This window comes from Chitinophaga sp. YR573, from assembly GCF_900110995.1.
GTDB lineage: Bacteria > Bacteroidota > Bacteroidia > Chitinophagales > Chitinophagaceae > Chitinophaga.
Genome location: NZ_FOJF01000003.1, coordinates 741,605 through 762,770, shown reverse-complemented (window position 1 = coordinate 762,770; position 21,166 = coordinate 741,605). Strand labels below are relative to the sequence as shown.

Annotated in this window: 26 protein-coding genes; 11 read left to right on the top strand and 15 right to left on the bottom strand. The window is 42.7% G+C overall.

Annotated features, from left to right (window positions below):
* Positions 1 to 35 precede the first annotated feature (35 nt).
* Both BMW86_RS29570 and BMW86_RS29565 read right to left on the bottom strand, forming a co-directional pair.
* Positions 36 to 602, bottom strand: coding sequence for a chemotaxis protein CheB (locus BMW86_RS29570; RefSeq protein WP_089787107.1), 567 nt, complete (start codon positions 600 to 602; stop codon positions 36 to 38).
* Positions 599 to 1,429 carry a CheR family methyltransferase gene (locus tag BMW86_RS29565; RefSeq protein ID WP_089787105.1) on the bottom strand — a complete coding sequence of 277 codons (831 nt, stop codon included), beginning with the start codon at positions 1,427 to 1,429 and terminating at the stop codon, positions 599 to 601. Before BMW86_RS29565 ends, BMW86_RS29570 begins: the two co-directional genes overlap by 4 nt.
* 259 nt (positions 1,430 to 1,688) lie before the next feature.
* Between BMW86_RS29565 and BMW86_RS29560 the strand changes: the two genes are divergently transcribed.
* Together BMW86_RS29560 and BMW86_RS29555 are read left to right on the top strand one after the other, a co-directional pair.
* Complete coding sequence (locus tag BMW86_RS29560) at positions 1,689 to 1,922, top strand: hypothetical protein (protein ID WP_089787103.1); 234 nt, start codon at positions 1,689 to 1,691, stop codon at positions 1,920 to 1,922.
* A gap of 165 nt (positions 1,923 to 2,087) precedes the next feature.
* Positions 2,088 to 2,888: a hypothetical protein gene (locus BMW86_RS29555; protein ID WP_089787100.1), complete on the top strand. Its 801-nt coding sequence runs from the start codon at positions 2,088 to 2,090 to the stop codon at positions 2,886 to 2,888.
* 226 nt (positions 2,889 to 3,114) lie between these two features.
* On the opposite strand, the gene BMW86_RS29550 is transcribed toward BMW86_RS29555, so the two are convergent.
* The 3 genes from BMW86_RS29550 to BMW86_RS29545 all read right to left on the bottom strand — a co-directional run bounded on the left by BMW86_RS29550 (position 3,115) and on the right by BMW86_RS29545 (position 6,235).
* Positions 3,115 to 5,352, bottom strand: a complete 2,238-nt coding sequence (locus BMW86_RS29550) for a monovalent cation:proton antiporter family protein (protein ID WP_089787098.1) — start codon at positions 5,350 to 5,352, stop codon at positions 3,115 to 3,117.
* Between the two features lie 87 nt (positions 5,353 to 5,439).
* A complete protein-coding gene (locus BMW86_RS32640; RefSeq protein ID WP_143056730.1) occupies positions 5,440 to 5,766 on the bottom strand; it encodes a hypothetical protein in 327 nt (108 codons plus the stop codon).
* Positions 5,767 to 5,782: 16 nt separating this feature from the next.
* On the bottom strand, positions 5,783 to 6,235 hold the full coding sequence (locus BMW86_RS29545) for a MarR family winged helix-turn-helix transcriptional regulator (RefSeq protein ID WP_089787096.1): 453 nt from the start codon (positions 6,233 to 6,235) through the stop codon (positions 5,783 to 5,785).
* A 144-nt stretch (positions 6,236 to 6,379) separates the two neighbouring features.
* Here BMW86_RS29545 and BMW86_RS29540 point away from each other — a divergent pair, with 144 nt between their 5' ends.
* The 4 genes from BMW86_RS29540 (at position 6,380) to BMW86_RS29525 (ending at position 9,494) form a co-directional block, all read left to right on the top strand.
* Entirely contained in the window at positions 6,380 to 6,940 is a 561-nt protein-coding gene (locus BMW86_RS29540; protein ID WP_089788248.1) for a YeeE/YedE family protein, read from the top strand.
* A gap of 10 nt (positions 6,941 to 6,950) precedes the next feature.
* The gene (locus tag BMW86_RS29535) at positions 6,951 to 7,418 is read left to right on the top strand and encodes a DUF6691 family protein (RefSeq protein ID WP_089787093.1); all 468 of its coding nucleotides are present in this window, start codon (positions 6,951 to 6,953) and stop codon (positions 7,416 to 7,418) included.
* A gap of 266 nt (positions 7,419 to 7,684) precedes the next feature.
* Entirely contained in the window at positions 7,685 to 8,458 is a 774-nt protein-coding gene (locus BMW86_RS29530) for an SDR family NAD(P)-dependent oxidoreductase (RefSeq protein WP_089787092.1), read from the top strand.
* Positions 8,459 to 8,687: 229 nt separating this feature from the next.
* Positions 8,688 to 9,494, top strand: a complete 807-nt coding sequence (locus BMW86_RS29525; protein ID WP_089787089.1) for a phytanoyl-CoA dioxygenase family protein — start codon at positions 8,688 to 8,690, stop codon at positions 9,492 to 9,494.
* 40 nt (positions 9,495 to 9,534) lie between these two features.
* Here the strand turns inward: BMW86_RS29525 and BMW86_RS29520 are convergent, their stop codons facing one another.
* Positions 9,535 to 9,924 (bottom strand): winged helix-turn-helix transcriptional regulator, encoded by a 390-nt coding sequence (locus BMW86_RS29520; protein WP_089787087.1) that lies wholly within the window; start codon positions 9,922 to 9,924, stop codon positions 9,535 to 9,537.
* Positions 9,925 to 10,212: 288 nt separating this feature from the next.
* On the opposite strand from BMW86_RS29520, the gene BMW86_RS29515 reads away from it, so the two are divergent.
* The 3 genes from BMW86_RS29515 to BMW86_RS29505 are packed head-to-tail and all read left to right on the top strand — an operon-like array spanning position 10,213 to position 11,746.
* Positions 10,213 to 10,782 (top strand): YceI family protein, encoded by a 570-nt coding sequence (locus BMW86_RS29515; protein WP_089787084.1) that lies wholly within the window; start codon positions 10,213 to 10,215, stop codon positions 10,780 to 10,782.
* 11 nt (positions 10,783 to 10,793) lie between these two features.
* Positions 10,794 to 11,327 carry a YceI family protein gene (locus BMW86_RS29510; RefSeq protein ID WP_089787082.1) on the top strand — a complete coding sequence of 178 codons (534 nt, stop codon included), beginning with the start codon at positions 10,794 to 10,796 and terminating at the stop codon, positions 11,325 to 11,327.
* Positions 11,328 to 11,353: 26 nt separating this feature from the next.
* Positions 11,354 to 11,746, top strand: a complete 393-nt coding sequence (locus BMW86_RS29505) for a hypothetical protein (RefSeq protein ID WP_089787080.1) — start codon at positions 11,354 to 11,356, stop codon at positions 11,744 to 11,746.
* Positions 11,747 to 11,926: 180 nt separating this feature from the next.
* Here BMW86_RS29505 and BMW86_RS33105 read toward each other — a convergent pair whose 3' ends face one another.
* From BMW86_RS33105 to BMW86_RS29495, 3 genes are read right to left on the bottom strand one after another with little or no spacing between them, the layout of a single operon-like run.
* Positions 11,927 to 12,487: an acyl-CoA dehydrogenase family protein gene (locus BMW86_RS33105; protein ID WP_218149257.1), complete on the bottom strand. Its 561-nt coding sequence runs from the start codon at positions 12,485 to 12,487 to the stop codon at positions 11,927 to 11,929.
* Complete coding sequence (locus BMW86_RS33100) at positions 12,480 to 13,289, bottom strand: acyl-CoA dehydrogenase family protein (RefSeq protein WP_218149256.1); 810 nt, start codon at positions 13,287 to 13,289, stop codon at positions 12,480 to 12,482. The genes BMW86_RS33105 and BMW86_RS33100 overlap by 8 nt, the downstream gene beginning before the upstream one ends.
* Before the next feature lie 32 nt (positions 13,290 to 13,321).
* On the bottom strand, positions 13,322 to 13,585 hold the full coding sequence (locus tag BMW86_RS29495) for a hypothetical protein (RefSeq protein ID WP_089787078.1): 264 nt from the start codon (positions 13,583 to 13,585) through the stop codon (positions 13,322 to 13,324).
* 217 nt (positions 13,586 to 13,802) lie between these two features.
* Between BMW86_RS29495 and BMW86_RS29490 the strand changes: the two genes are divergently transcribed.
* Complete coding sequence (locus tag BMW86_RS29490) at positions 13,803 to 15,137, top strand: sensor histidine kinase (RefSeq protein WP_089787076.1); 1,335 nt, start codon at positions 13,803 to 13,805, stop codon at positions 15,135 to 15,137.
* Here the strand turns inward: BMW86_RS29490 and BMW86_RS29485 are convergent.
* The 6 genes from BMW86_RS29485 to BMW86_RS29460 form a co-directional block, all read right to left on the bottom strand.
* On the bottom strand, positions 15,132 to 15,395 hold the full coding sequence (locus BMW86_RS29485; RefSeq protein WP_089787074.1) for a hypothetical protein: 264 nt from the start codon (positions 15,393 to 15,395) through the stop codon (positions 15,132 to 15,134). The two genes, BMW86_RS29490 and BMW86_RS29485, sit on opposite strands and share 6 nt — an antisense overlap.
* A gap of 59 nt (positions 15,396 to 15,454) precedes the next feature.
* The gene (locus BMW86_RS29480) at positions 15,455 to 15,997 is read right to left on the bottom strand and encodes a hypothetical protein (RefSeq protein ID WP_089787073.1); all 543 of its coding nucleotides are present in this window, start codon (positions 15,995 to 15,997) and stop codon (positions 15,455 to 15,457) included.
* A 25-nt stretch (positions 15,998 to 16,022) separates the two neighbouring features.
* Positions 16,023 to 17,039: a zinc-binding alcohol dehydrogenase family protein gene (locus BMW86_RS29475; protein WP_089787071.1), complete on the bottom strand. Its 1,017-nt coding sequence runs from the start codon at positions 17,037 to 17,039 to the stop codon at positions 16,023 to 16,025.
* A gap of 75 nt (positions 17,040 to 17,114) precedes the next feature.
* Positions 17,115 to 17,924, bottom strand: a complete 810-nt coding sequence (locus BMW86_RS29470; RefSeq protein ID WP_089788246.1) for an MlaD family protein — start codon at positions 17,922 to 17,924, stop codon at positions 17,115 to 17,117.
* A gap of 7 nt (positions 17,925 to 17,931) precedes the next feature.
* A complete protein-coding gene (locus BMW86_RS29465) occupies positions 17,932 to 18,708 on the bottom strand; it encodes an ABC transporter ATP-binding protein (RefSeq protein WP_089787069.1) in 777 nt (258 codons plus the stop codon).
* Positions 18,709 to 18,710: 2 nt separating this feature from the next.
* Positions 18,711 to 19,484, bottom strand: a complete 774-nt coding sequence (locus BMW86_RS29460; RefSeq protein ID WP_089787067.1) for an MlaE family ABC transporter permease — start codon at positions 19,482 to 19,484, stop codon at positions 18,711 to 18,713.
* A 152-nt stretch (positions 19,485 to 19,636) separates the two neighbouring features.
* Here BMW86_RS29460 and BMW86_RS29455 point away from each other — a divergent pair, with 152 nt between their 5' ends.
* Entirely contained in the window at positions 19,637 to 21,133 is a 1,497-nt protein-coding gene (locus BMW86_RS29455) for a TPM domain-containing protein (protein WP_089787065.1), read from the top strand.
* Positions 21,134 to 21,166 lie beyond the last annotated feature (33 nt).

Genomic DNA, 21,166 nt, shown 5'->3' with positions numbered 1-21,166 from the left:
GGTGCAGGGTGAAGCACCATCACAAAAAATCATTCCTATTCCAATGATTTTACAAATGTTATCATTTCCTGCATCGTCAATACCCTGTCAACAGCAATACTATTCAGGGCATGCCTTGGCATAAAAGATACTTCAGCTTCTTCAGGGTCCTGCACAGCAGTAAAAGCCCCCAGTTCCCGGGCAGTTGCCAGTCCTTCGGCACCATCCATATTAGCCCCGGAAAGCAGGATACAATACAGCCGGTCACCAAATACTTCCGCAGCAGACGCAAATGTTACATCAATACTTGGCCTGCTGTAATTTACCTTTTCAGAATCATCCAGTGTGAGGGAACCATCCCGTTCTATAAGCAGGTGATAGTCCGAAGGTGTTATATAGATTACACCAGGCATCAGCACATCCTTCTCTTCCGCTTCTTTCACCGCTAATTTCGTCCTTGAGGCCAGCAATTCTGTTAACAGGGAATCACTGTCGTTCTTCCGGTGAAGTACGATAATCATTGATAAAGGCCAGCTGTTATCCAGCGATGGTAATAGCCTTAGCAATACATCCAGGCTACCGGCAGATCCTCCGATAACAAGGAGTTTAGGGAGCGATGTCATGTTGATATTTTTCTCCAGATTTTTTCCTTTTGCGCTACAGGTTTAAATAACGGGGCTGCAGTTGTAAAACGAAGTGTTTCCTTTGCACCAAGCGCCAGGAAGCCCAATTGTTCCAGGCTATCACTGAACAGGTGTAACACTTTATCCTGTAAATCTTTATTGAAGTAAATTAACGTATTCCGGCATACAATCAGTTGAAACTCATTGAATGAACGATCTGTTACCAGGTTATGCGCCGCGAAAATGATCTTGGTACTCAGTTTTTCGGAGAACTTCGCATATTCATAATTGGCGGCGTAATATTCTGAGAAATCCCGCTGCCCACCCGACTGCTGATAGTTTTGGGAATATTGCTGCATATGAGCCAGGGGAAAAATGCCTTTCCTGGCTCTTTCCAGCACGGTTTCATTGATATCTGTGGCATAAATCACCGCTTTATGCAGCAGATTCATTTCCTGTAGTAAAATAGCCATGGAATACACCTCCTCTCCTGTAGAACATCCGGCATGCCAGATGCGGATAAAGGGATAAGTAGCCAGTACCGGCAATACACTTTTGCGTAAGGTCATGAAAAAGCCGGGATCGCGGAACATTTCAGTCACATTCACCGTTATCTGCTCCATGAGGTAGGTGAGATAAACAGGGTCCGACTTCACTCTATACCGGAATTCGGCAAAACTGGGGAAGCGGTCGGTAGTGTATACCCTTTGTAAACGGCGTTTAACAGAAGCAAACGAATAATCCGTGAAATCATACCCGTATTGTTCTAACAGATCGTTCAGCAGTACAGCAATTTCCTCGTCTTTTATGTGATGTACACTTTCCATTGTTCTTATAACAGTATGCTACAATTATTCAGCCTGATGTAATTTCGCAAAGTTTTCTGTGATTTACTATAAGCATTTTATAACTTAGAGATACGCTGATTGCAGTGAAATTTCCACAAAAGCATCTATTTAATATTCAATACGTATATTGAACACTCACGTAAAGTACTGTAAATTAACCATATAGAAAATATTGACAAAAAGAGCAGGATTTTAGCTGTTAGATTATACATATTTTTCTTCACTAAAACTTAGAGCCATGAAAAAGTATCTTGCATCATTCGGGCTGCTATTGTTTATTGTAGCCCTCTTTTCATTACAAACCACCAGTATCCGGTCTTATGCCACCAACAACCTTACTGTAAGCAATACTGACCATTTCCGGCAGGATACAGTACCGCGTAGTGATACTGCCAAACACAAAAAATGGAAGAATAAAATGAAGACCAAAGGAGACAGCAGCTGGCCAAAAAAGGACAAAACACCTCATTAATTGACTCTACTACCCCGGAATAAATATTCCGGGGTAGTTTTTTTATTATATTTTAAGTATTAAAATCCAACTAAAATAGTACGTCGTTTATATCTACTGACGATATCTTTACGGTAGCCTCCGCCAACGGGGTACCAGTTTTTTTTAAACCTAACTATGCCAATCATGAATGGATTATTGAACAAGGGTACGCTTGGCGCGACCTTTCTTATGGCTGCGGCTATGCTCAGCGGTTTTCGTACTGTAAACGGTAAAATGCGTTTACACGGTATTACAACAGCTACAGACAAGACGGTGATTACCTACAATGCAGACAAAAGCATTGCTAAACTGGTAAGTACACACAAAACCAGTGATGAGAGCTACGTAGTAGCCCGTATTCCCGTGTATGAAAACGGACACCTCGTAAAAACACTGTTTACAGATGATGAAGTGTCTGATGCTCCTATGTTGTTTTCTACTTTTACCTATTCATCCAAAGGACAGGTAGAGAAGATCAGCTATTACCAGGAAAACGTTGTAAATGCTTATGATTCATTGGTATATAACAATACCGGTAAAATCATTGCCCGTTATTTCTTTAGCAAACAAGCAGGAAAGAATGGTTTTGAGAGCCATAACTGCCAGCTGTATACCTGGGATGCCCAGGGCAATATCAGCAGCATGGAGAACATGGGCCGCCTGAATGATAAAGCGGAGTTTGTACTGAGTTCCAGCACCAGCTACAAATATGATAGTAAACCTAATGCACAGCAGAACACCCCGGTATTGAGCTACATGATAGATATAGCGCCGGCTAATTTATCTGCCAATAACATCGTTTCTGAAACTATTACAGCAACTGCTGGCAGCGCTATAGTAAATAACTACGCATACGCTTATAACGCCTCTCAATATCCTGTAAAGGTAACAGCTACTTATGGTGGCAAAGAAACCGTTGCAACTGAACTGGAGTGGGCTGAGTAATTTAAAGAAGCTGATCCAACAAACTTGGCTCCGTTAGGAGCCCCGTGTTTGTAGAAATGATCTATCTTCTACATAATAGACTCCGTTAGGAGTCCCCTTAATAACAAATAATAGGGGACTCCTAACGGAGTCTTATTTTGTTGTATAATGCGTTTTCTACAAACACGGGGCTCCTAACGGAGCCTATCATGTTTTGTTATAAACTTGGGGATTACTCTTTTATTATCTACTTCTGTTGCTGCTCCTTAATAAACGCATTCAGCATTTTACCACTGCCTGCGGTCCATACAATATCCCCTGCTTCCAGCACGGTATTAGATTCGGGGTTTAGCAAACGCCGTCCTTTACGTTCAATCCCCAGCACAATACCCCGGGTACGTTCCCTGATGCCTGCCTCACGGATATTAATACCTGCCAGGCGGGATTCCTTTCCAATCAGGAACTGACGTAATGCAATAGGGTCAGTATCTTCCAGACTGGTATCCACTTCATTCGTAGATTCCAGGAAACTGTTGAATTTCTCCAGCTGTTCATCTGTACCAATACTCGTAATCACATCCCCCGGATATAATCGCGTATCCTTATCAGGAGCATACAACTTCCGCCCGCCCCTGTTCACCAGCGCAATATTTACCCCATACTGCTCTCTCAATGCCAGTTCCTGTAATGTTTTACCCGTTACAGGAGAATGTGCATGTATCTCCACCACAGCCAGATGCGCATCCCAGGGTGCCAGCACAGATTTATTGATATGCCCTACCCTTGCTTCACGTGCATTAAAGTTAGAAAAGAAACGTTCTTCTATCGTGTTATAGAATTTCTGGATCCGGTGCCTGAGCATAAATACCAGCAACAAAATAACTGCTGTTACCAACACCGCAATAGTATAAGTAAAGAACTGATCTATAAAAAAACCTATCAGGAAAACCGATAAAATAATTCTTGATAAACGCAGTAATAATAACGGTCCCCGGTATTTTTTCTGTTCCCATATATGAGAAGAGGCTTCATTGCTCACCTTACGGAAAGCAAGCGCCCAGAGAAAAGGCAACAGCAATACCAGTGTAATAACCGCACTCACTATACGCCCGTAATTATACCCATCAATTTGAATATTGATCAGCGGTAACAGGTAGTAATACGATAATAAAATGATAGACAGGATTACCACAAAATAGATAACCATGTTCATGAAATAAGAACGGAGTAATTGTTTCCAGTCGCTCACCACAGAGATCGTCTGTGCCGCCGCACTATACCTGTTGAGAGATGTTTTCCAGCGATGCGGTAATACGCCTGCCAGCTTTTCGTACATAGGTGCAGACAAGCGGATCATATAAGGCGTGGTGAAAGTAGTGACCGCGGATACCGCCACAGCTACCGGATACAGGAAGTCGCTGGTTACCTTCAGCGACAGCCCCAGTTGCGCAATGATAAAAGAGAACTCCCCTATCTGCGCCAGGCTCATACCTGCCTGTACGGAAGTCTTTAGTGGTTGCCCGGAAACCAGTGCCCCTATACTGGTACTGATTGTTTTACCTAACAAAGTCACCACGGTAATGATAGCTACCGGGCCTGCATATTTGATCAGCATAGCCGGATCAATCAGCATACCTACGGATATAAAGAACACGGCGCCGAATAACTCTTTCACCGGTTTTACCAGGTGTTCTATTTTCTCCGCCTGTGTAGTTTCTGCGAGTATAGATCCCATGATGAATGCACCCAATGCCGGAGAAAAACCAGCATGAGTAGCAAGTACTACCATTAACAGGCATAGGCCCACGGCAGTTACCAGCAATGTTTCCTCATTCATCAGTTTCCGTGTTTTCCTTAGTAACGTAGGCAGGAAAAAGATGCCGGTCACAAACCATGCGATGAGGAAAAACACGAGCTTCAATACAGAACTGAGCATTTCTCCGCCTGCAAACTGCTGGCTTACCGCCAACGTAGAAAGTAATACCAGCAGCACGATGGCTACCAGGTCTTCCACAACAAGGATACCGAATACCAGTCCGGCGAATTTATGTCCTTTGATCCCCAGTTCTTCAAAAGCACGAATAATAATAGTAGTGGAAGAGATAGAAAGAATGCCACCCAGGAAGATGCTATCCATGGTAGACCATCCCATCATCTTACCTATAAAATATCCAAGAAAAACCATAAAGGTAACTTCCACTATCGCTGTGATAGAAGAAGCCCCACCAACTTTAATCAGTTTCTTAAAACTGAATTCAAGTCCCAGGCTGAATAAGAGGAATATCACACCGATTTCCGACCATACTTTAATATTGGCCTCATCGGATACGTTTGGTAATATAGACACGTGCTGCCCCACCAGCAGGCCGGCTACAATATATCCCAGTACCAGTGGTTGCTTCAGCCTTTTGAAGATGAGCGTGGTAATGGCAGCAGCAATTAATATCAATGCCAGATCGGCAATTAAAGGTGGTAAATGTATCATCCGGTAATTTTAGTTCGAAATAGAAAATCCTGCCGATGATAAAGTATCATCAGTTATAATGGAGGTATAATAAAGATAAACAGGAAATTACCAGAAAAAGTGCTGTGGGAAAATTATGCACTTTACAATAGCATGCAGATCGGGCAGTAAGCGCCTGATAAATATTTCGTTGCAGGAAACAATAACCGGGGTAAGAAAATGATCTTTAAAATGAACATTAGCAACGGGCCTGAATGGAGTGAGCGCCTGGTTGGTGATAATCTCAATAGTTATCTCCGGCGCATCACTATACCCGTGATACTTTACCTGTGAGGTCGTGGAAAATATTTGAGTGCCACTGATCTTTTCTGCTTTGGCGCTAAGCCCGCAGCAAAATACCAGGAAGAAAAAATACAGAACGAAAGCACACCTCATGCAGACAAAGATATCATTATCCCCTCATTTTATCCAGCAGATCGCTCAACTTCATCGCTTCATCTTCTGTCAACCGTTCAACAAGGTCTTTGTAAAAGTCGTCCATTGGCTCATCCAGTTGATCCAGTAACTGTAATCCCTGCGTGGTGATATTGATATCCATTTTACGGCGGTTATGCGGACAAAGTCTGCGCTGAATGAAGTTCAGTTTCTCCAGCTTGTCCAGCAAACGGGTAACATCACTTGCTTTATCCAGCATCACTTCTTTAATACTACCGGCAGACAATGGTTCCGGATGTCTGCCTCTGATGATGCGCAAAGCATTGTAATGTTGCGGTAAAAGCCCGTGGGCTTTCAGGTTGGCACCCAATGCATCCCTCAACCAGTTGCCGGTATACAGGAGGTTTACAACCACCTTATGATGTTCATCCCGGAACTTACGCTGATTAATAGCTTGTTCTATTCTCATACTTCAAAGATAATAAATATGCGTGTTGCAACATATTTGGATTACTGCATTCTTTCAACATCCTGTGGATATTTAAAATGATATATTTGCTTACCACCACTTATATAACATCCCTTTATTATACTTAAAACCGATATTATGCTGATGAATGCATTAAGCGCCCCCTGGCCCTGGTATGTTGCCGGGCCTCTCATAGGACTTACGGTTCCGTTGTTATTGCTGCTGGGAAACCGGCACTTTGGTATTTCGTCTTCCCTGCGGCATATCTGTGCAGCATGTTTGCCTGCCAAAATACCTTTCTTCTCTTACAACTGGAAAAAAGAATCCTGGAACCTGTTCTTTGTAGCGGGCATATTACTGGGCGGAACGATCGCAGCCTTCCATCTGACAGATCCCCTGCCGGTGGTAATCCATCCGCAGCTGGCAGCGGAATTACAGGGTTATGGGGTGACGGATCACCATGCCTTACTGCCGGTACAGCTGTTTAACTGGCAGGCATTATTGACTATCAGAGGGTTTATCCTGATGGTAGTGGGCGGCTTCCTGGTAGGGTTTGGCACCCGCTATGCCGGAGGCTGTACCTCCGGGCATGCCATTATGGGCTTATCTAACCTGCAATGGCCTTCCCTGGTGGCCACCTGCTGTTTTATGGCTGGTGGGTTCATCATGGCTAATCTCATCCTTCCTTTTATTCTTCATTTATAATATCCTTATCATGAATACTGATTTTGAAGTACAAAGCCTGGATACACCGGTAAAGCAGGAACCAGGATGGTATCAGTTAAAATACCTGGTGGCAGGTGTGTTCTTTGGGATCATCCTGGTAAAGTCGCAGGTAGTGTCCTGGTACCGCATCCAGGAAATGTTCCGTTTGCAGTCTTTTCATATGTATGGAGTGATCGGTTCGGCAGTGGTAACGGGAATGATCTCGGTATTTCTCATTAAAAGACTGAAGATCAGGACGATTCATGGTGAACCGGTTACGTTTACGAATAAGACGTTTAATAAAGGACAGGTGTTTGGCGGACTGCTGTTTGGATTTGGCTGGGCCATGACAGGCGCCTGTCCCGGGCCATTATTCGCTCAGATCGGTGCAGGCTTCACCGTTACGGTGGTTACCTTATTCAGTGCAATTGTGGGTACCTGGGTGTACGGTGCGGTAAGAGAACGCCTTCCACACTAGGATAACGATTACGCACTTGTTAATTTTTAGTTAACGGGGTGGTTTTACCAACGTTTACCAGATAAAATATAGCCTTTACCAAAATTGACTACCCGGCAGAGAATGGTCATATATCTTTAGTTCAGGTTTTTCATAGGATATGGTTAAAAAATTAAGGGCGGTATTCTTACCGCCCTTCCTTATTTCTGCAACCTGAGACCTCTATTTTCATATTGTGTAAAATAGCGTTATCTTTCCGCAATTTTTAAGGGGTATTCACAACATATATGGCATACGCATTAATAACAGGAGCCAGCAAAGGCATTGGGCAATCAATGGCTAACCTGCTGGCAATGAAACACTACGACCTCCTGCTGGTAGCCAGGTCGGGCGAGGAATTGGAAACAGTTGCGAATACACTCAGAACTAAATACAATGTACAGGTAAGCTGGCTGGCTCAGGATCTTTCACTGCCCAATGCTGCTGAAACTGTATATAAATGGTGTACCGATAACCACTATACGGTATCTGTTCTGATCAATAATGCAGGTTACGGGATCTGGGGAACATTTGAATCACTTACCCTGGAGAAGCAGTCTAACATGCTGCAACTGAACATGCAAACGCCTGTAGCTCTTTGTCACTACCTGCTTCCGATGTTAAAAGCACAACCGCAATCGTATATCCTTAATGTTTCCAGTACAGCCGCTTACCAGGCAGTACCAACATTAAGCCTCTACGCCGCTTCAAAGGCCTTTGTACTGGTTTTTACGAGGGGATTACGGCAGGAGTTAAAAGGCAGTAACGTATCCGTAAGCTGTCTTTGCCCCGGACCGGTAAATACCAATTTCGTGGACCGTGCCGGTATGCAGGCTATAAAAGCCACTGCTGAGAAGTTTGGCATGCAACCGGATGTGGCCGCAAACATAGCGTTGAAAGGAATGTTTAACAAGAAGGCGGAGATCATACCTGGTGCGCTAAACGTAATAAGTGCGTTTTCCACAAGGTTATTCCCAAAGGATATGGTGGAAAAAATTGCTGGTAGTCTTTATAAAAGTTAGTCAATTATAGTTTATTTTTGTAACTTGTAAAAAGTACTTATCTTTATCCTATAAATTCAGTAGACTAATAAATGCTACCACCATCGACTATAATTCAGCTACTCCGCAGGTCTTCTTCACCTACCAGTAAGAGATGTCCTTATTGTTAGATAAATCCTTCTATCAAACCTCACAGCGAACTATGTGGCTATTTATCGATCATCAATCAATTTAAATTTTTCAAATTATCATGGCAACAGCTTATACTACGTTTACACTGGGCAATTCACTCACAACAGAACAAAAAGCTTTTTTTGAGGAACATGGTTTTATTCATTTCTCAAACGCGCTGACTTCTGCTACAGTACAGCAGATCATTGAAGCATCTGAACAGGTACAACAAAAGTGGATCAGTGATAACGTGGAAAAGATTAATGGCGTACCTATTAAATATGGTATCGACCTCAATGGTAACAAAATCGTACAACGTTTTGCATTTATAAATAAGCACACACCCGTATTATCGGATCTCCTGAATGATGAACGCTTACAGGGATTACTGGAATTAATCGGGCCCGATGCGCGTATTGGAGTAGATGAAAAGGATGGCATGGTGTTTAACCACTATGTAAATGGTCCTGAAAGCAAGTTCACCAAAATGGGCTGGCATACAGACGGTCTGCGTGACATCTTCTACGGTGGCCGTCTGAACCCAATGTTAAACCTCGGTATTCACCTGAGTACCTTACAGCCTGAGAATGGCGGATTAAGGATCATACCAGGTACGCACAAACAGAGCTTATTAAGCATGCTGTTCAAGAAAAGATATTTCATTGATCACCGTCCGGATAAGAAAGAGATCGCCATTATGCCTAAGGCTGGTGATATCACTGTTCACGACGGTCGTTTATGGCATCGTGTGGCACAATCTTCAGTAGTAGGAGAAGCCAGCCGCAGAAGGGTAATATATGTTCCCCTGATTGCAGGTAAATATGAGCCGAAGAATGAAAAAAGTCCGACTCTCTTCTATCAACGCTTTGCAGGTATTGTAAAGTAATAACGTATTAAAGCGGGGCTGCCTCAGGGTTAGCCCCGTTTTAATATGTAGTCTTCTTCTGTTTCAATTCATAGGCTTTCCGGTTCTCGAGAATAGTAGCCATATGTTCTATTCCCCAACTGGTTAAGCTCATTATATGAGGTACAAGACTCTTACCCAGGCTTGTTAATTCATATTCCACACGGGGCGGGATCTCCGGAAAAATCTCCCTCGTTATCAACCCATCCGATTCCAGTGAACGCAATGTTACCGTGAGCATTTTTTGAGAGATATCCTCGATATTCTGGCCAATTTCACTAAACCTTAACCGACCTCTATGAGACAACAATTCCACCACCAGCATAGACCATTTATCACCAAAACGGTCTAATACCTGCCTGATAGGACATTCAGACGTTAGTATAAATTTATCCGGATTATTTTCCTTCATAACAATTTGATTTTCACGATTGTTACTAAAAAGTAAGTAAGGCTCTCAGAGGTGCCTTCTTGTTTAGAAGTTACACTCCATTTACCTTTGACTCTCCAAAAGAGAGTAACACTCTTAAGAGTGTAAATTTATAACAAATATTTAAAACAGTGATTAAATGATTATAGCAAGAACCGCTCCTGTAGGTATATTTTAAGGAAATATATGTTGAAACATCAATCATCAAAAAAAAAGTATAATTTTACAAATACAATAACTTCAATCTTAAATTTTCAATCTTAAAAACACATGAAAAAACTTACCATCGTTGCATCTTTATTGGCCCTGTCCGCAACTACATTCGCTCAAACCTGGAATGTTGACAAAGCGCACTCAAGACTGTCTTACTCAGTAACCCACATGGGTATCTCTGAAAGCGAAGGCGCCTTCAGAACCTTTGATGCAAAGATCACTTCTTCTAAAGAAGATCTGTCTGATGCTACAATTGAAGTATCTGCTGATGTAAACAGCCTTTCTACCGATAACGAAATGCGCGACAAACACCTGAAAAGCGCTGATTTCTTCGACGCAGAGAAATTCGGTACACTGTCTTTCAAAAGCACCTCTTTCAAGAAAGTTAGCGGTAAGAACTACAAACTGACCGGCGATCTGACCCTTCACGGTGTAACTAAATCCGTTACCCTGGATGCAGTTTTCAACGGTACTGCTACCAACCCAATGAACAAGAAAGTATCTGCAGGTTTCAAATTCAGCGGTACTATCAAACGTACTGATTTCGGTATCGGCGCTTCAATGCCAGTTGCAATGCTGGGCGATGATGTGAAGATCCTGGGCAATGCAGAATTTGTTAAAGAATAAGTTTAACAATAATGAAGAAACTAATAATATTTTCAGTAACACTGCTGCTTATAGCAGCAGTGTTTGCCTTTACAGTAGTATCACCGGTATGGAAAATAACTGATAAATATAATATCAGCTTTTCCAGCAATGAAGCAGGTGGTATATTCAAAACATTTAAAGGCAGTATAGCATTTGATGAGCAGAACCTGGCCGTATCGAATTTCGATGTGACCGTAGATGTTGCTTCTATTAATACAGGTAACGGTCTTCAGAACAAACACGCTAAAAGCGATGAGTGGTTCGATGCCGCCAAATATCCTGTTATTCATTATGTATCAAAGAAAATCGTGAAAGCCGGTACCGCATACCAGGTAACAGGCGATCTTGAAATACATGGTGTGAAGAAGGAATTCACTATTCCCTTTACATTCAAGCGTACAGGTAATACTGCTACCTTCAATGGTACCTTTAACGTAAACCGTAACGACTTCCATATCGGAAAACCAGGCGGTGACGTTTCTGATATCATTAAAGTAGAAGTAGCCGTACCCGTTACCAAGTAAGTGATCATTTTTAAATCTGCAACTACATGCTGAAGAAATTATTATTACTGGGTGTAATATCCGGTTTACTCGCAGGCATCGCCTCCATCATATACCAGAAAGTATATGCGGCCTCACTGGGAGAAGGATTCACTGAGACTGTTACAATCGCTAAGATACTGGGCAGCTCTGTTGCGGGTACTTTAATAGCTGCAGTGGGTTACTTTTTATTGAGCAAAGTATTGAAAGGCAATACAGAACCGGTTTTCAACCTGATCTTTACCATCCTTTCCTTTGTTACAATTCTCGGGCCTTTTGCAGCAAAACTGCCAATGACGATCGAAGCTCCGGAATTATTTCCAGGCTTAACGATCCCAATGCACTTTTTCCCTGCTCTGGCATGGTTTACACTGAAGCCTTTATTTGCTAAATCAGTATAAAAAAAGAACTCCGTTAGGAGTTCCGTGTTTGTAGCAAATAAATATCTTCCATATAATGACTCCGTTAGGAGTCCCCTATTTACAGATGTAACAGGGGACTCCTAACGGAGTCTGATTTTGTTGAATAATATATATCTACAAACACGGGGCTCCTGACGGAGCCAGATTGAAAGTCAATTTTTATACGAATGCGCTGAAGCCTGTAATAGCTCTTCCTACTATCAGTGAATTAATCTCCTTAGTCCCTTCATAAGAATAAATAGCTTCCGCATCGGCTACAAAGCGTGCTACATTATATTCCAGCAGAATACCGTTCCCTCCCATCACTTCACGTGCACGGCTTACCACATCCCGTGTTCTCAATGAACAGAAAACTTTGGCGATAGAGGCATGTTCATCCTGCAACTGACCCAGGTCCTGTAATTCAGAAAGACGGTATACCATGGTTTGCATGGCAGTAAGATTAGACAACATTTCTACCAGGTGATTCTGGATCAGCTGAAAAGAAGCAATAGGCTTTCCAAACTGTTTACGTTTAGTCGTGTATTGCAAAGCATTCTCATACGCTCCTCTTGCACAACCTACTGCCAGCCATGCCACACCTGCACGGGTCATACGCAGCACCTTAGCAGTATCCTTGAATGAATTGGCATGTTCCAGGCGGTCTTTCTCTTCCACTACACAATCCTTCAAAGTAATTAACCCATTCTGTACGATACGCAGGGCCATTTTATCATGCATCTTCTCTACACTGAATCCGGGAGTGTTCTTTACGCAGCAGGAATCCCTTTACCTGGTTATCATCCACATCCCTTGCCCATATCACCAGTACATCTGCGAAAGTGGCATTACCTATCCATTTCTTTTGTCCGTTCAATATCCAGGTATCTCCGGAACGTTTGGCTGTTGTCGTTAATCCCCCGGCAGCGGCAGATCCTACTTCAGGTTCTGTTAAACCAAAAGATCCGATCTTTTCCAGCTTCTGCATGGAAGGTAACCATTCCTGTTTCTGAGCTTCGGACCCCAGCATGTAAATAGACCCCATGGCCAGCCCGCTCTGTACCCCAAAAAAGGTAGAGATGGAGCAGTCGATCCGGCCCATTTCCATCGCCAGTATCCCTTCCATCAGGAAAGACCTGTTAGGACAACCATATCCTTCATAAGTAACACCGCAGATATTCAGTGCGGCCAGTTTGGGAATGATTTCAAAAGGAAATTCGGCTTTCAGCCAATACTCATTTACAATGGGCTGCACCTCATTTTCCATGAATGCACGCACCTGTAACTGCAATTCCCTGTCTTCCGGGGAAAGCATCCCTCCCAGGTCATAAAAGTCGCCATTCACAGGCGGTACTTCCTTTTTATGTCCCCCGCTGCTTTGCAGCATTTTCATTAAACCAGACAGTTGCTGGTCATTCATTTTGCCAACGGTAGCCATTACCTGAGGCAGATCAATTTTTGATGATAAACGGCCCAACTGGTCAAAATCGATGTTCCTGAGCAAATGGAAAGCCTGTCTGATGGTAGATAATTTAACGGCCATAACCTGATCTTTAGTTACATAAATATAGCTATTTATTCTATCTGAAAGAGCAGTTTTGTAGTCAGTTGGTCTGACAGAGGAGCACGTGCTATTTCCGCATCTATTTGTTCTTCCATCCTTTTACGGCCAAAGAGGTTATACGGAAAACGTAATATGATCTTAAACTTTACGGCCGGTTCGTCCTTATCAAGCCTGTAACCGAATTTAATTTCCTTTACCTTGTTCTTACCCAAAATATTGGTAAGATAGCGGGCAATATCTGCCGGATGCTCTAAAGGCGTCGTGTTTTGTTGCATTATGGTTAAAAGCTGCGGCTTTACATAGAAGCCAGTTTTTCAAATAGTACCAACTCTAAACACTCTAAAGTTATTCATGGGGTATGAGGGGATAAAAACAGCCGGAGGTAATCCGACGCGACAATTTACGAACAATAATATTTATACAGACATTAAAATATAATTAACTTGCTGATAAATAGCAATTGCGGACTAATCCACCTAGCCTTAGACACACATGAAATTATACTTGTTCACTCCTGTTGACAAAACATTCAGGGAGGAATTTTACTATATAATTAGAAAACAGAACCTTAAAATTGCAGGGCTGGTTTCTTTCATAACGGCTATTGCCGCATTTGTAGTACGAATTATAGCAAATCTCCTGCCTCAGACGCATGCTCTTCCCCCTCAGCAGTTTCATGAATTAAGCGTTACAAATCTGTGCATGATCACTGGCTCCACGCTTGTAGCAGGTACTATATTCATGGTCAGAAGATACCTTCCGGTTAACAAACAAAATCAATATCACTTCCTGAGTCTTTTATATTCATTAGTGTTTATTGGCACCTCTATGTCTGTTACTTTTACGGCACAGCATAACCCTAAAAACACCATGACCATGCTGCTGATAGGTGTGGTGTGTGTAGCAATAGTATTTGTATTCCTGATATGGGAATTATTACTGCTGATAGGTATTTCGGGCATCATCTTTAGCCTGTTCATTCATCTTTTCCAGGTAGATCCGGTAACAAGAGTGATGAATCATATTGTATTCTGGGAAATCATGCTCTGCTTTTTTGTTACCTCCCGCCTGTTATACTCCTACCATGTTAATTATTTTATTAAGATAAAAACCATTGAGAGAAAGAATGAGGAGATAGCACAGGCTAACCGGTTGAAAACGGAAATCCTGGCCATCGTAGCACACGATCTCCGCAACCCTATCTCCGGGATTCGTTCTGTCGTACACCTGATGCAGGAATATCCCTATACACCAGAGCAGGAAAATAAATATATGGAATGGATCATGGACGCCTGTAAAACGTCTGACCAGATCATTGAAGAGTTATTACTGGCTGCTCAGAAAAGTGACGGCACTAAATTACAGACCAACTACATTTCTCTGAACCAGTGGATAGAAAACGTACGTGATAACTGGGAACAGCAATCAAAAAACAACAGGAGAGTACTGCTGGAACTTCATCCCAGAGAAATCAAGGCTCATATTCATACCGGTAAAATGCAGCGTGTGGTAGAAAACCTCTTGCATAATGCTGTTAAATTCACACCGGAAGATGGTGCTATTACGCTGGGCATGCGTCCACACAGAGGCGGTGTCCGGATCTCTGTTGCGGATACGGGAATTGGTATACCCAACGAACTATTGCCTGCGCTCTTTGACCGTTTTACGTCTTCAGGAAGAGAAGGATTGAATCATGAACGCTCTACCGGGCTGGGACTGCATATCTGCAGACAGCTGGTGCAACAGCATGGAGGAAATATCTACGTAAGCTCTAAGGTAAACAAGGGGACTACGTTTAATATAGATTTGCCCTACTCAGTACTATAGTGTGGATGTGGCATCTTTTCCACGATCGTCCTCATGTACCACTTCCAGGATACGGGTAGCAATAGCGCTTACCAACTGTGGATCGGCAGCATAATCGGGATTTGGTTGCAGAATACCGGTACTCTGTACTAAATAATCGATGGAATGTTCTTCGTCCAGTACAGCCTTGTAATGCTCTATGCCCCTCGATTCGAGCGATTGCACTACTACTACATAGTTGCTACCTTTCAGGTCAAAATCCAATGTGAAATCTTTCATATGGCATCGTATTTAAATGGAACAATGTTATGCTATACAACAAATTTAGGGCCGTGCCGTTAGTCTTCGCTGCCTTTTCCTCCTACAAACCAATGTTCTTTCTGCTTAAACAGTACATTGAATGTAGTCAATGATCCATAAACCCGGGTAATGTATTGCTGCAGGTTCACTTTATCTTCATCACTCAGCAGTTTGTGACTGTTTATCTGCTGTTCCAGTACCCGGAGACGGTCGCGTACCATTACTATCTTATGAAAAAATGCTTCTACGGGTATTTCTTTGGGTTTCAGGGAAGGATCTTTAGGCTGCAGCAGCATAGTGCCCCCCTCCCAGCGATCACCCAATGGTACGATTTCAGAAGCATCTCCCCATAACCGTAATATCTTGAGTAAAGAAGTTTCTACAGCTGATACCGTTTCCACTTCTATCGTTTTATTCTCTGCATGTAATATCTCAAATAAAGGATCTGTTTTATCTACTTCTATAATACCCTGATCCATAAATGTCACCACAAACTGCGCGTACTTAACCCCAATGATCACCCCCGGGCCATACCGGGCATGTTGTACCCGGGAACCTTTGCCTGCTGTTAATTCTTCCATCAGATAAATATAATAAAAGTTCTTTTTAACCTATACTAACCATTGCTTTAATTACACCATTGGCAGGATTTAACCAGCTCCCGAATTCATCTTTTACCTGCCCAAAATCCACCCGGTGTGTGATATAAGTGGTAGGATCTACCTGTCCGCTTTTCATAGCAGCTATCACATGTTCAAAGTCCTGGCGGGTAGCATTCCTGCTGCTCATCAGGGTAGCCTCCCTTTTGTGAAATTCCGGGTGGCTGACTACCAGTTCGCCCTTCTGCAAGCCTACCAGCACATACCTGGCGCCATGTGCCATATACTGAAATCCATTGTTAATAGCCTGCTGACTACCCGTTGCATCTATAACAACTGTAGGCATATCATTGTTGGTGATTCTCTTCAGTTCTTCTGTTATATCTGCGGTTTTTGCATTGATGGTATGGGCTACTTTCAGTTTATCCTTACAGAAGTTGAGACGGCCTTCATTGATATCCATCGCAATGACATTCGCACCGGCAATACGGGCAAATTCCATAATGCCCAAACCGATCGGCCCTGCTCCTATTACCAGCACAAATTCTCCGGGTTCCACTGCTGCCCTGCGAACGCCATGCGCCCCTATGGCCAATGGTTCTACCAATGCCAGTGCATCCATACTTAACCCTTGTCCGTGTACCAGTGCATAAGAAGGCACAGACAGGTATTCCGCCATGCCCCCATCAATATGCACCCCACATACACGAATATTAGTACAGCAGTTAGGCTTGCCACTGCGACAGGCAATACAGGTACCACAATTGAAATACGGGATGAAGGTAACGGCCTCACCGGCAGTAAAGCCGGGGGCATTGTCAAAAGAGACCAGTTCTCCAGCCAGCTCATGCCCCAGGATACGGGGATAGGCAAAAAAGGGCTGGGTACCTTCAAAAGCATGGAGATCTGTACCACAGATACCTATGCGTTTTATTCTTATAATGGCGTGATCAGGTGCCGCCGTTGGCATTTCTCTTTCGCCATAATCAAATTGACCGGGAGTGGTGCAGATTAAAGTTTTCATACGTGAGGATAAAAATAGACAAAAAAATGAACGCAACTTATCTAAGATAAAATGCGTTCATGATCTATCAAAAATCTATTGTTCTTTCTCTATCTTCACAGTAGTTGAGTCTTTACTCTTTGCCTTCTTTAGCTTTAGCTTCGGTTTCTCATCCGCCTTATCATCGTTCTTTTCTTCCTGCTCCGCTTTCACCCGGGCTTTCTCTTTTTTCCTGAAATAACCACGTAACAGGAAATTATGCTTTAACGCCTCCATATTCTCACTAAACCCTTCCGCCCCTTTATGAGCAGACCTCATCGTTCCCTTCGCTTCACTAATAGTCCCTTCCAGACTCTTCGCCAGGCTATCACTATACAACAATCTTCCTACACTTCCCTTTCCCTGATTCACCTGTGTAACAATCCCCGCCAGCTGACCGGTAATCACTTCTGCGTTCTCTGCCACACCGGAGATACGGCCCATTACCTTATCCAGTTGCATAGGTTCTACAGTATTAATAGCATCTCCATCATTCACAGGCTTGGTAGTATTTGTACCAGAACTAATAGCCACCAGCTTATCCCCCATCAAACCATCAGAACTGATACTCGCAATAGCACCCTGTTTAATAAAAGGCTGTACTTTCTTCTGTACCCGTAATCCTACACGGGCAGTAGAATCGGATAAAATATCAATGCTTTCCACAGTACCAACGTTAATACCTACAAAACGGATATTATTCCCTTCCAGCAATCCTCCAACGTTTTTAAATGTGCCGTATAATATGATAGTGCTGCGGAACATACTCTTATTCCGGCCGATTAAAAAAATGCCTGTCAGTAACAGTAAGATCGTAGCAGTAGTAAAAATGCCGACTTTTATTTTTTGTGAAGTTTTATTCTGCATACCCGGTTTATTTAAAAAAATTATGTACAAGTTCATCTGGTGATTTAACCAGTTCATCGTAAGTGCCTGTTGCTATATATTTACCTTCATTCATCACAACTATTCTATCTGCAGTAATTCTTGCACAGAGCATATCATGGGTAATGATAATAGATGAAGTATCATATTTTTCCTGAAGCGCTACAATCAGTTCACTTATTTCTCTGGATGTAATAGGATCAAGCCCTGTAGTGGGTTCATCATACAACATAATTTCCGGACGAAGGATCAATGTTCTGGCTAGTCCTACCCTTTTACGCATCCCACCGGAAAGATCCGAAGGGTATTTATCAATAGCATCTTCCAGCCCTACACTTTCCAATGATTCATGTATCCGTTTTTCTATCTCCTGTTTATCATTTAATTTTAATACTCTCGTTAAAGGGAAAGAAAGATTTTCTTTGACAGTCATTGAATCATAAAGGGCACCACTCTGGAAAAGAAATCCTACTTTGATTCTCATGGCCCTTAATTCATCCCGCGTCATTTCTTTCACTTCCTTACCCAATACTTCCAGACCGCCTTCATCCTGTAACATCAATCCGGCAATACATTGGATGGTAACGGATTTACCCTGACCGGAACGTCCCAGTACCACAATGTTTTCCCCTTTATGTAATTCCAGGTTGATATCTTTCAATACCTCATTATCACCAAAGGATTTCTTCAGATGTTGTATACGCACCACCACATAATCTGTGTCCTGCACAGCCACTTCCTGTTCCTGTGTTTTTGTATCGTTCATAATTAATATACTATCATGTTAGTGATCTGTACCGCAATAGCATCCAGCAGGATAATCCACAGCGAAGCGCTTACCACGGCAGAGTTAGCGGCCAGTCCAACGCTTTCGGTACCACGTTTTGAATGGTAACCTTTATAACATCCTACAAAACCTATTGCATATCCGAAGAAGAAAGTTTTTATCAATGCCGGCATTACATCACTGAATTCCAGTGCAGAAAAAGATTTTCTGAAGAATAAAGAAAAGCTGACATGGTCTTGTATATTCACGCCTACATAACCGCCCAGCAGCGCCAGTGCATCTGCCATGATGGTCAGCAACGGCACCATGATAGTACAAGCCAGAATACGGGTCACTACTAAGTATTGAACAGGATTCGCGCTGGATACTTCCATCGCATCTATCTGTTCGGTTACTTTCATACTACCCAGTTCTGCACCTATACTGGAAGCTATTTTACCAGCACAGATCAGGGCGATGATCACAGGGCCTATCTCGCGGATAATGGAGATGGCTACCATACTGGGAACGAAGCTTTGTGCGCCGAATGTTTTAAGTGTAGGCTGCGTTTGCAGTGTCAGTACAAAACCGATGATGAAACCTGTAATGCCTACCAGGCCAATGGATTTGTATCCTACTATATAACACTGACGCAGGAACTCTCCCCATTCAAAGCCGCCTCTGAATATATTGCGGGCAAAACGGCCGGTAAACAATACCTGATCACCGGCTATCTCCATGTATCTGGAAAAGGAAGAAATGATTGCACTTGCCATAGTAAGTATAGATATACCCTTATAGATGGAATTTCATGCCAGCACCGAATACGTTGACAGATAAGCGTTTTAACAGGGAATAACCCCTTTATTGGGTATTATTTTACACAACCTGGCGTATCAATAACATCTATTTATTATTTTGGGCAACTATGCGTGTGATTGTTGTATGTTTTTTAATCTCATTCCTTGCCCTTTCCTGTGGGGACAAGAAGAACGGATTCTCTGTAGATAAGATCCCGGACCCTATGTTACATGGTGGTTATGTGAGTAATCCTGACCATATCGTTAGTACTTCAGCTGAAGCCAGTCTGAATGCGTTAATGTCTGATCTTTCTGCGAAGGGTACCGCCCAGGTTGCTGTAGTGCTGTTAAAGACTATAGGTGATAAAGTACCTAAGGATATAGCACATGAGATATTCAGGACCTGGAAACCGGGGCAGAAAGAGAAAAACAATGGACTGGTAGTGTTACTGGTTGAAGACCAGCACCGTATAGAATTTGAAACCGGTTATGGGCTGGAAGGTGATTTGCCGGATGTGATCTGTTTCAGGATCCAGCAGCAGAAGATGTTGCCTTTTTTTAAGAAGAATGATTATGATGAGGGGATGTGGCAAGGCATGAATGCAGTGGCAGATGTGCTGAATCATGCGGATAGTGCGACTGTAACCGCAAATGAACCTGAATCTCCGGCAGATGAAACGCCGGAGAATTTTGAGGCAGTACCTGACGCTCCTTCCAGGGAATTGCCTGGTGATGGCATTATATTTCTTTATGTATTTTATGTTATTATCAGCAGGATATGCGCAGGCTTTTTTATCAGTAAAAAAGATAAAAGACCATTTAATGATCCTCCTATACTTTATAATCCGGGAATATTCTCAGGATTATGGATTTATGTATTTCCGGCCCTGGAAATAGTGGCAGTATTCCTGTTTACAAACTATTCATTCCATTGGTGGTCAGTGCCGCTTATTATGTATCTCAACTGGTTGACTTACCTGCTATACCGGACTATTCTAGTGCATATCAATGCCAACAGGTTATTAAATGATAATAATCGGGTGCAACGTTATACAGGATTTAGCCTGGCACATAAAGACCTGGGTATAGCCGCCATCGTCTTTCCTATTCCGTTCTTCTTCTATTACAAATGGCACAAAGCAAGACTGGACCGTTTGCGAAGCACTGTTTATTCCTGTGACCAGTGTAAAAACCCTATGGAATTACTCGGTAATAAGAATAAGAAAAATTATATGAGTAAGGGGCAGCTGATGGAAGAAAAGCAGGGATCTGTGATATATGATGTCTGGAGCTGTAAAACATGTGATACGAGGAAAGTTCTGGGGTATGATAGTATTTATAGCAATATTGCCAAATGCCCGAAATGTAGTAACAAAACCTTGCAAGCCACTAAAAAAGAGACCGTTAAACGCCCTACTTCCCGTACCAAAGGGCAGGGTTTACAGTATTATGAGTGTAAATTCTGTGGCTATACAGAAAAGGAGGCGTTTGTTATTGGAATGTTATCTTCTTCCGACAGTTCCTCTGGTTCCTCGGGTTCTTCCTCAGACTCATCCAGCTCATCATCGTCTGATAGCTGGGGTGGCGGGGATTCAGGCGGTGGAGGATCCGGTAGCAGTTGGTAAATTACCGACTGCTGATCTTGGTCATTGTTTATT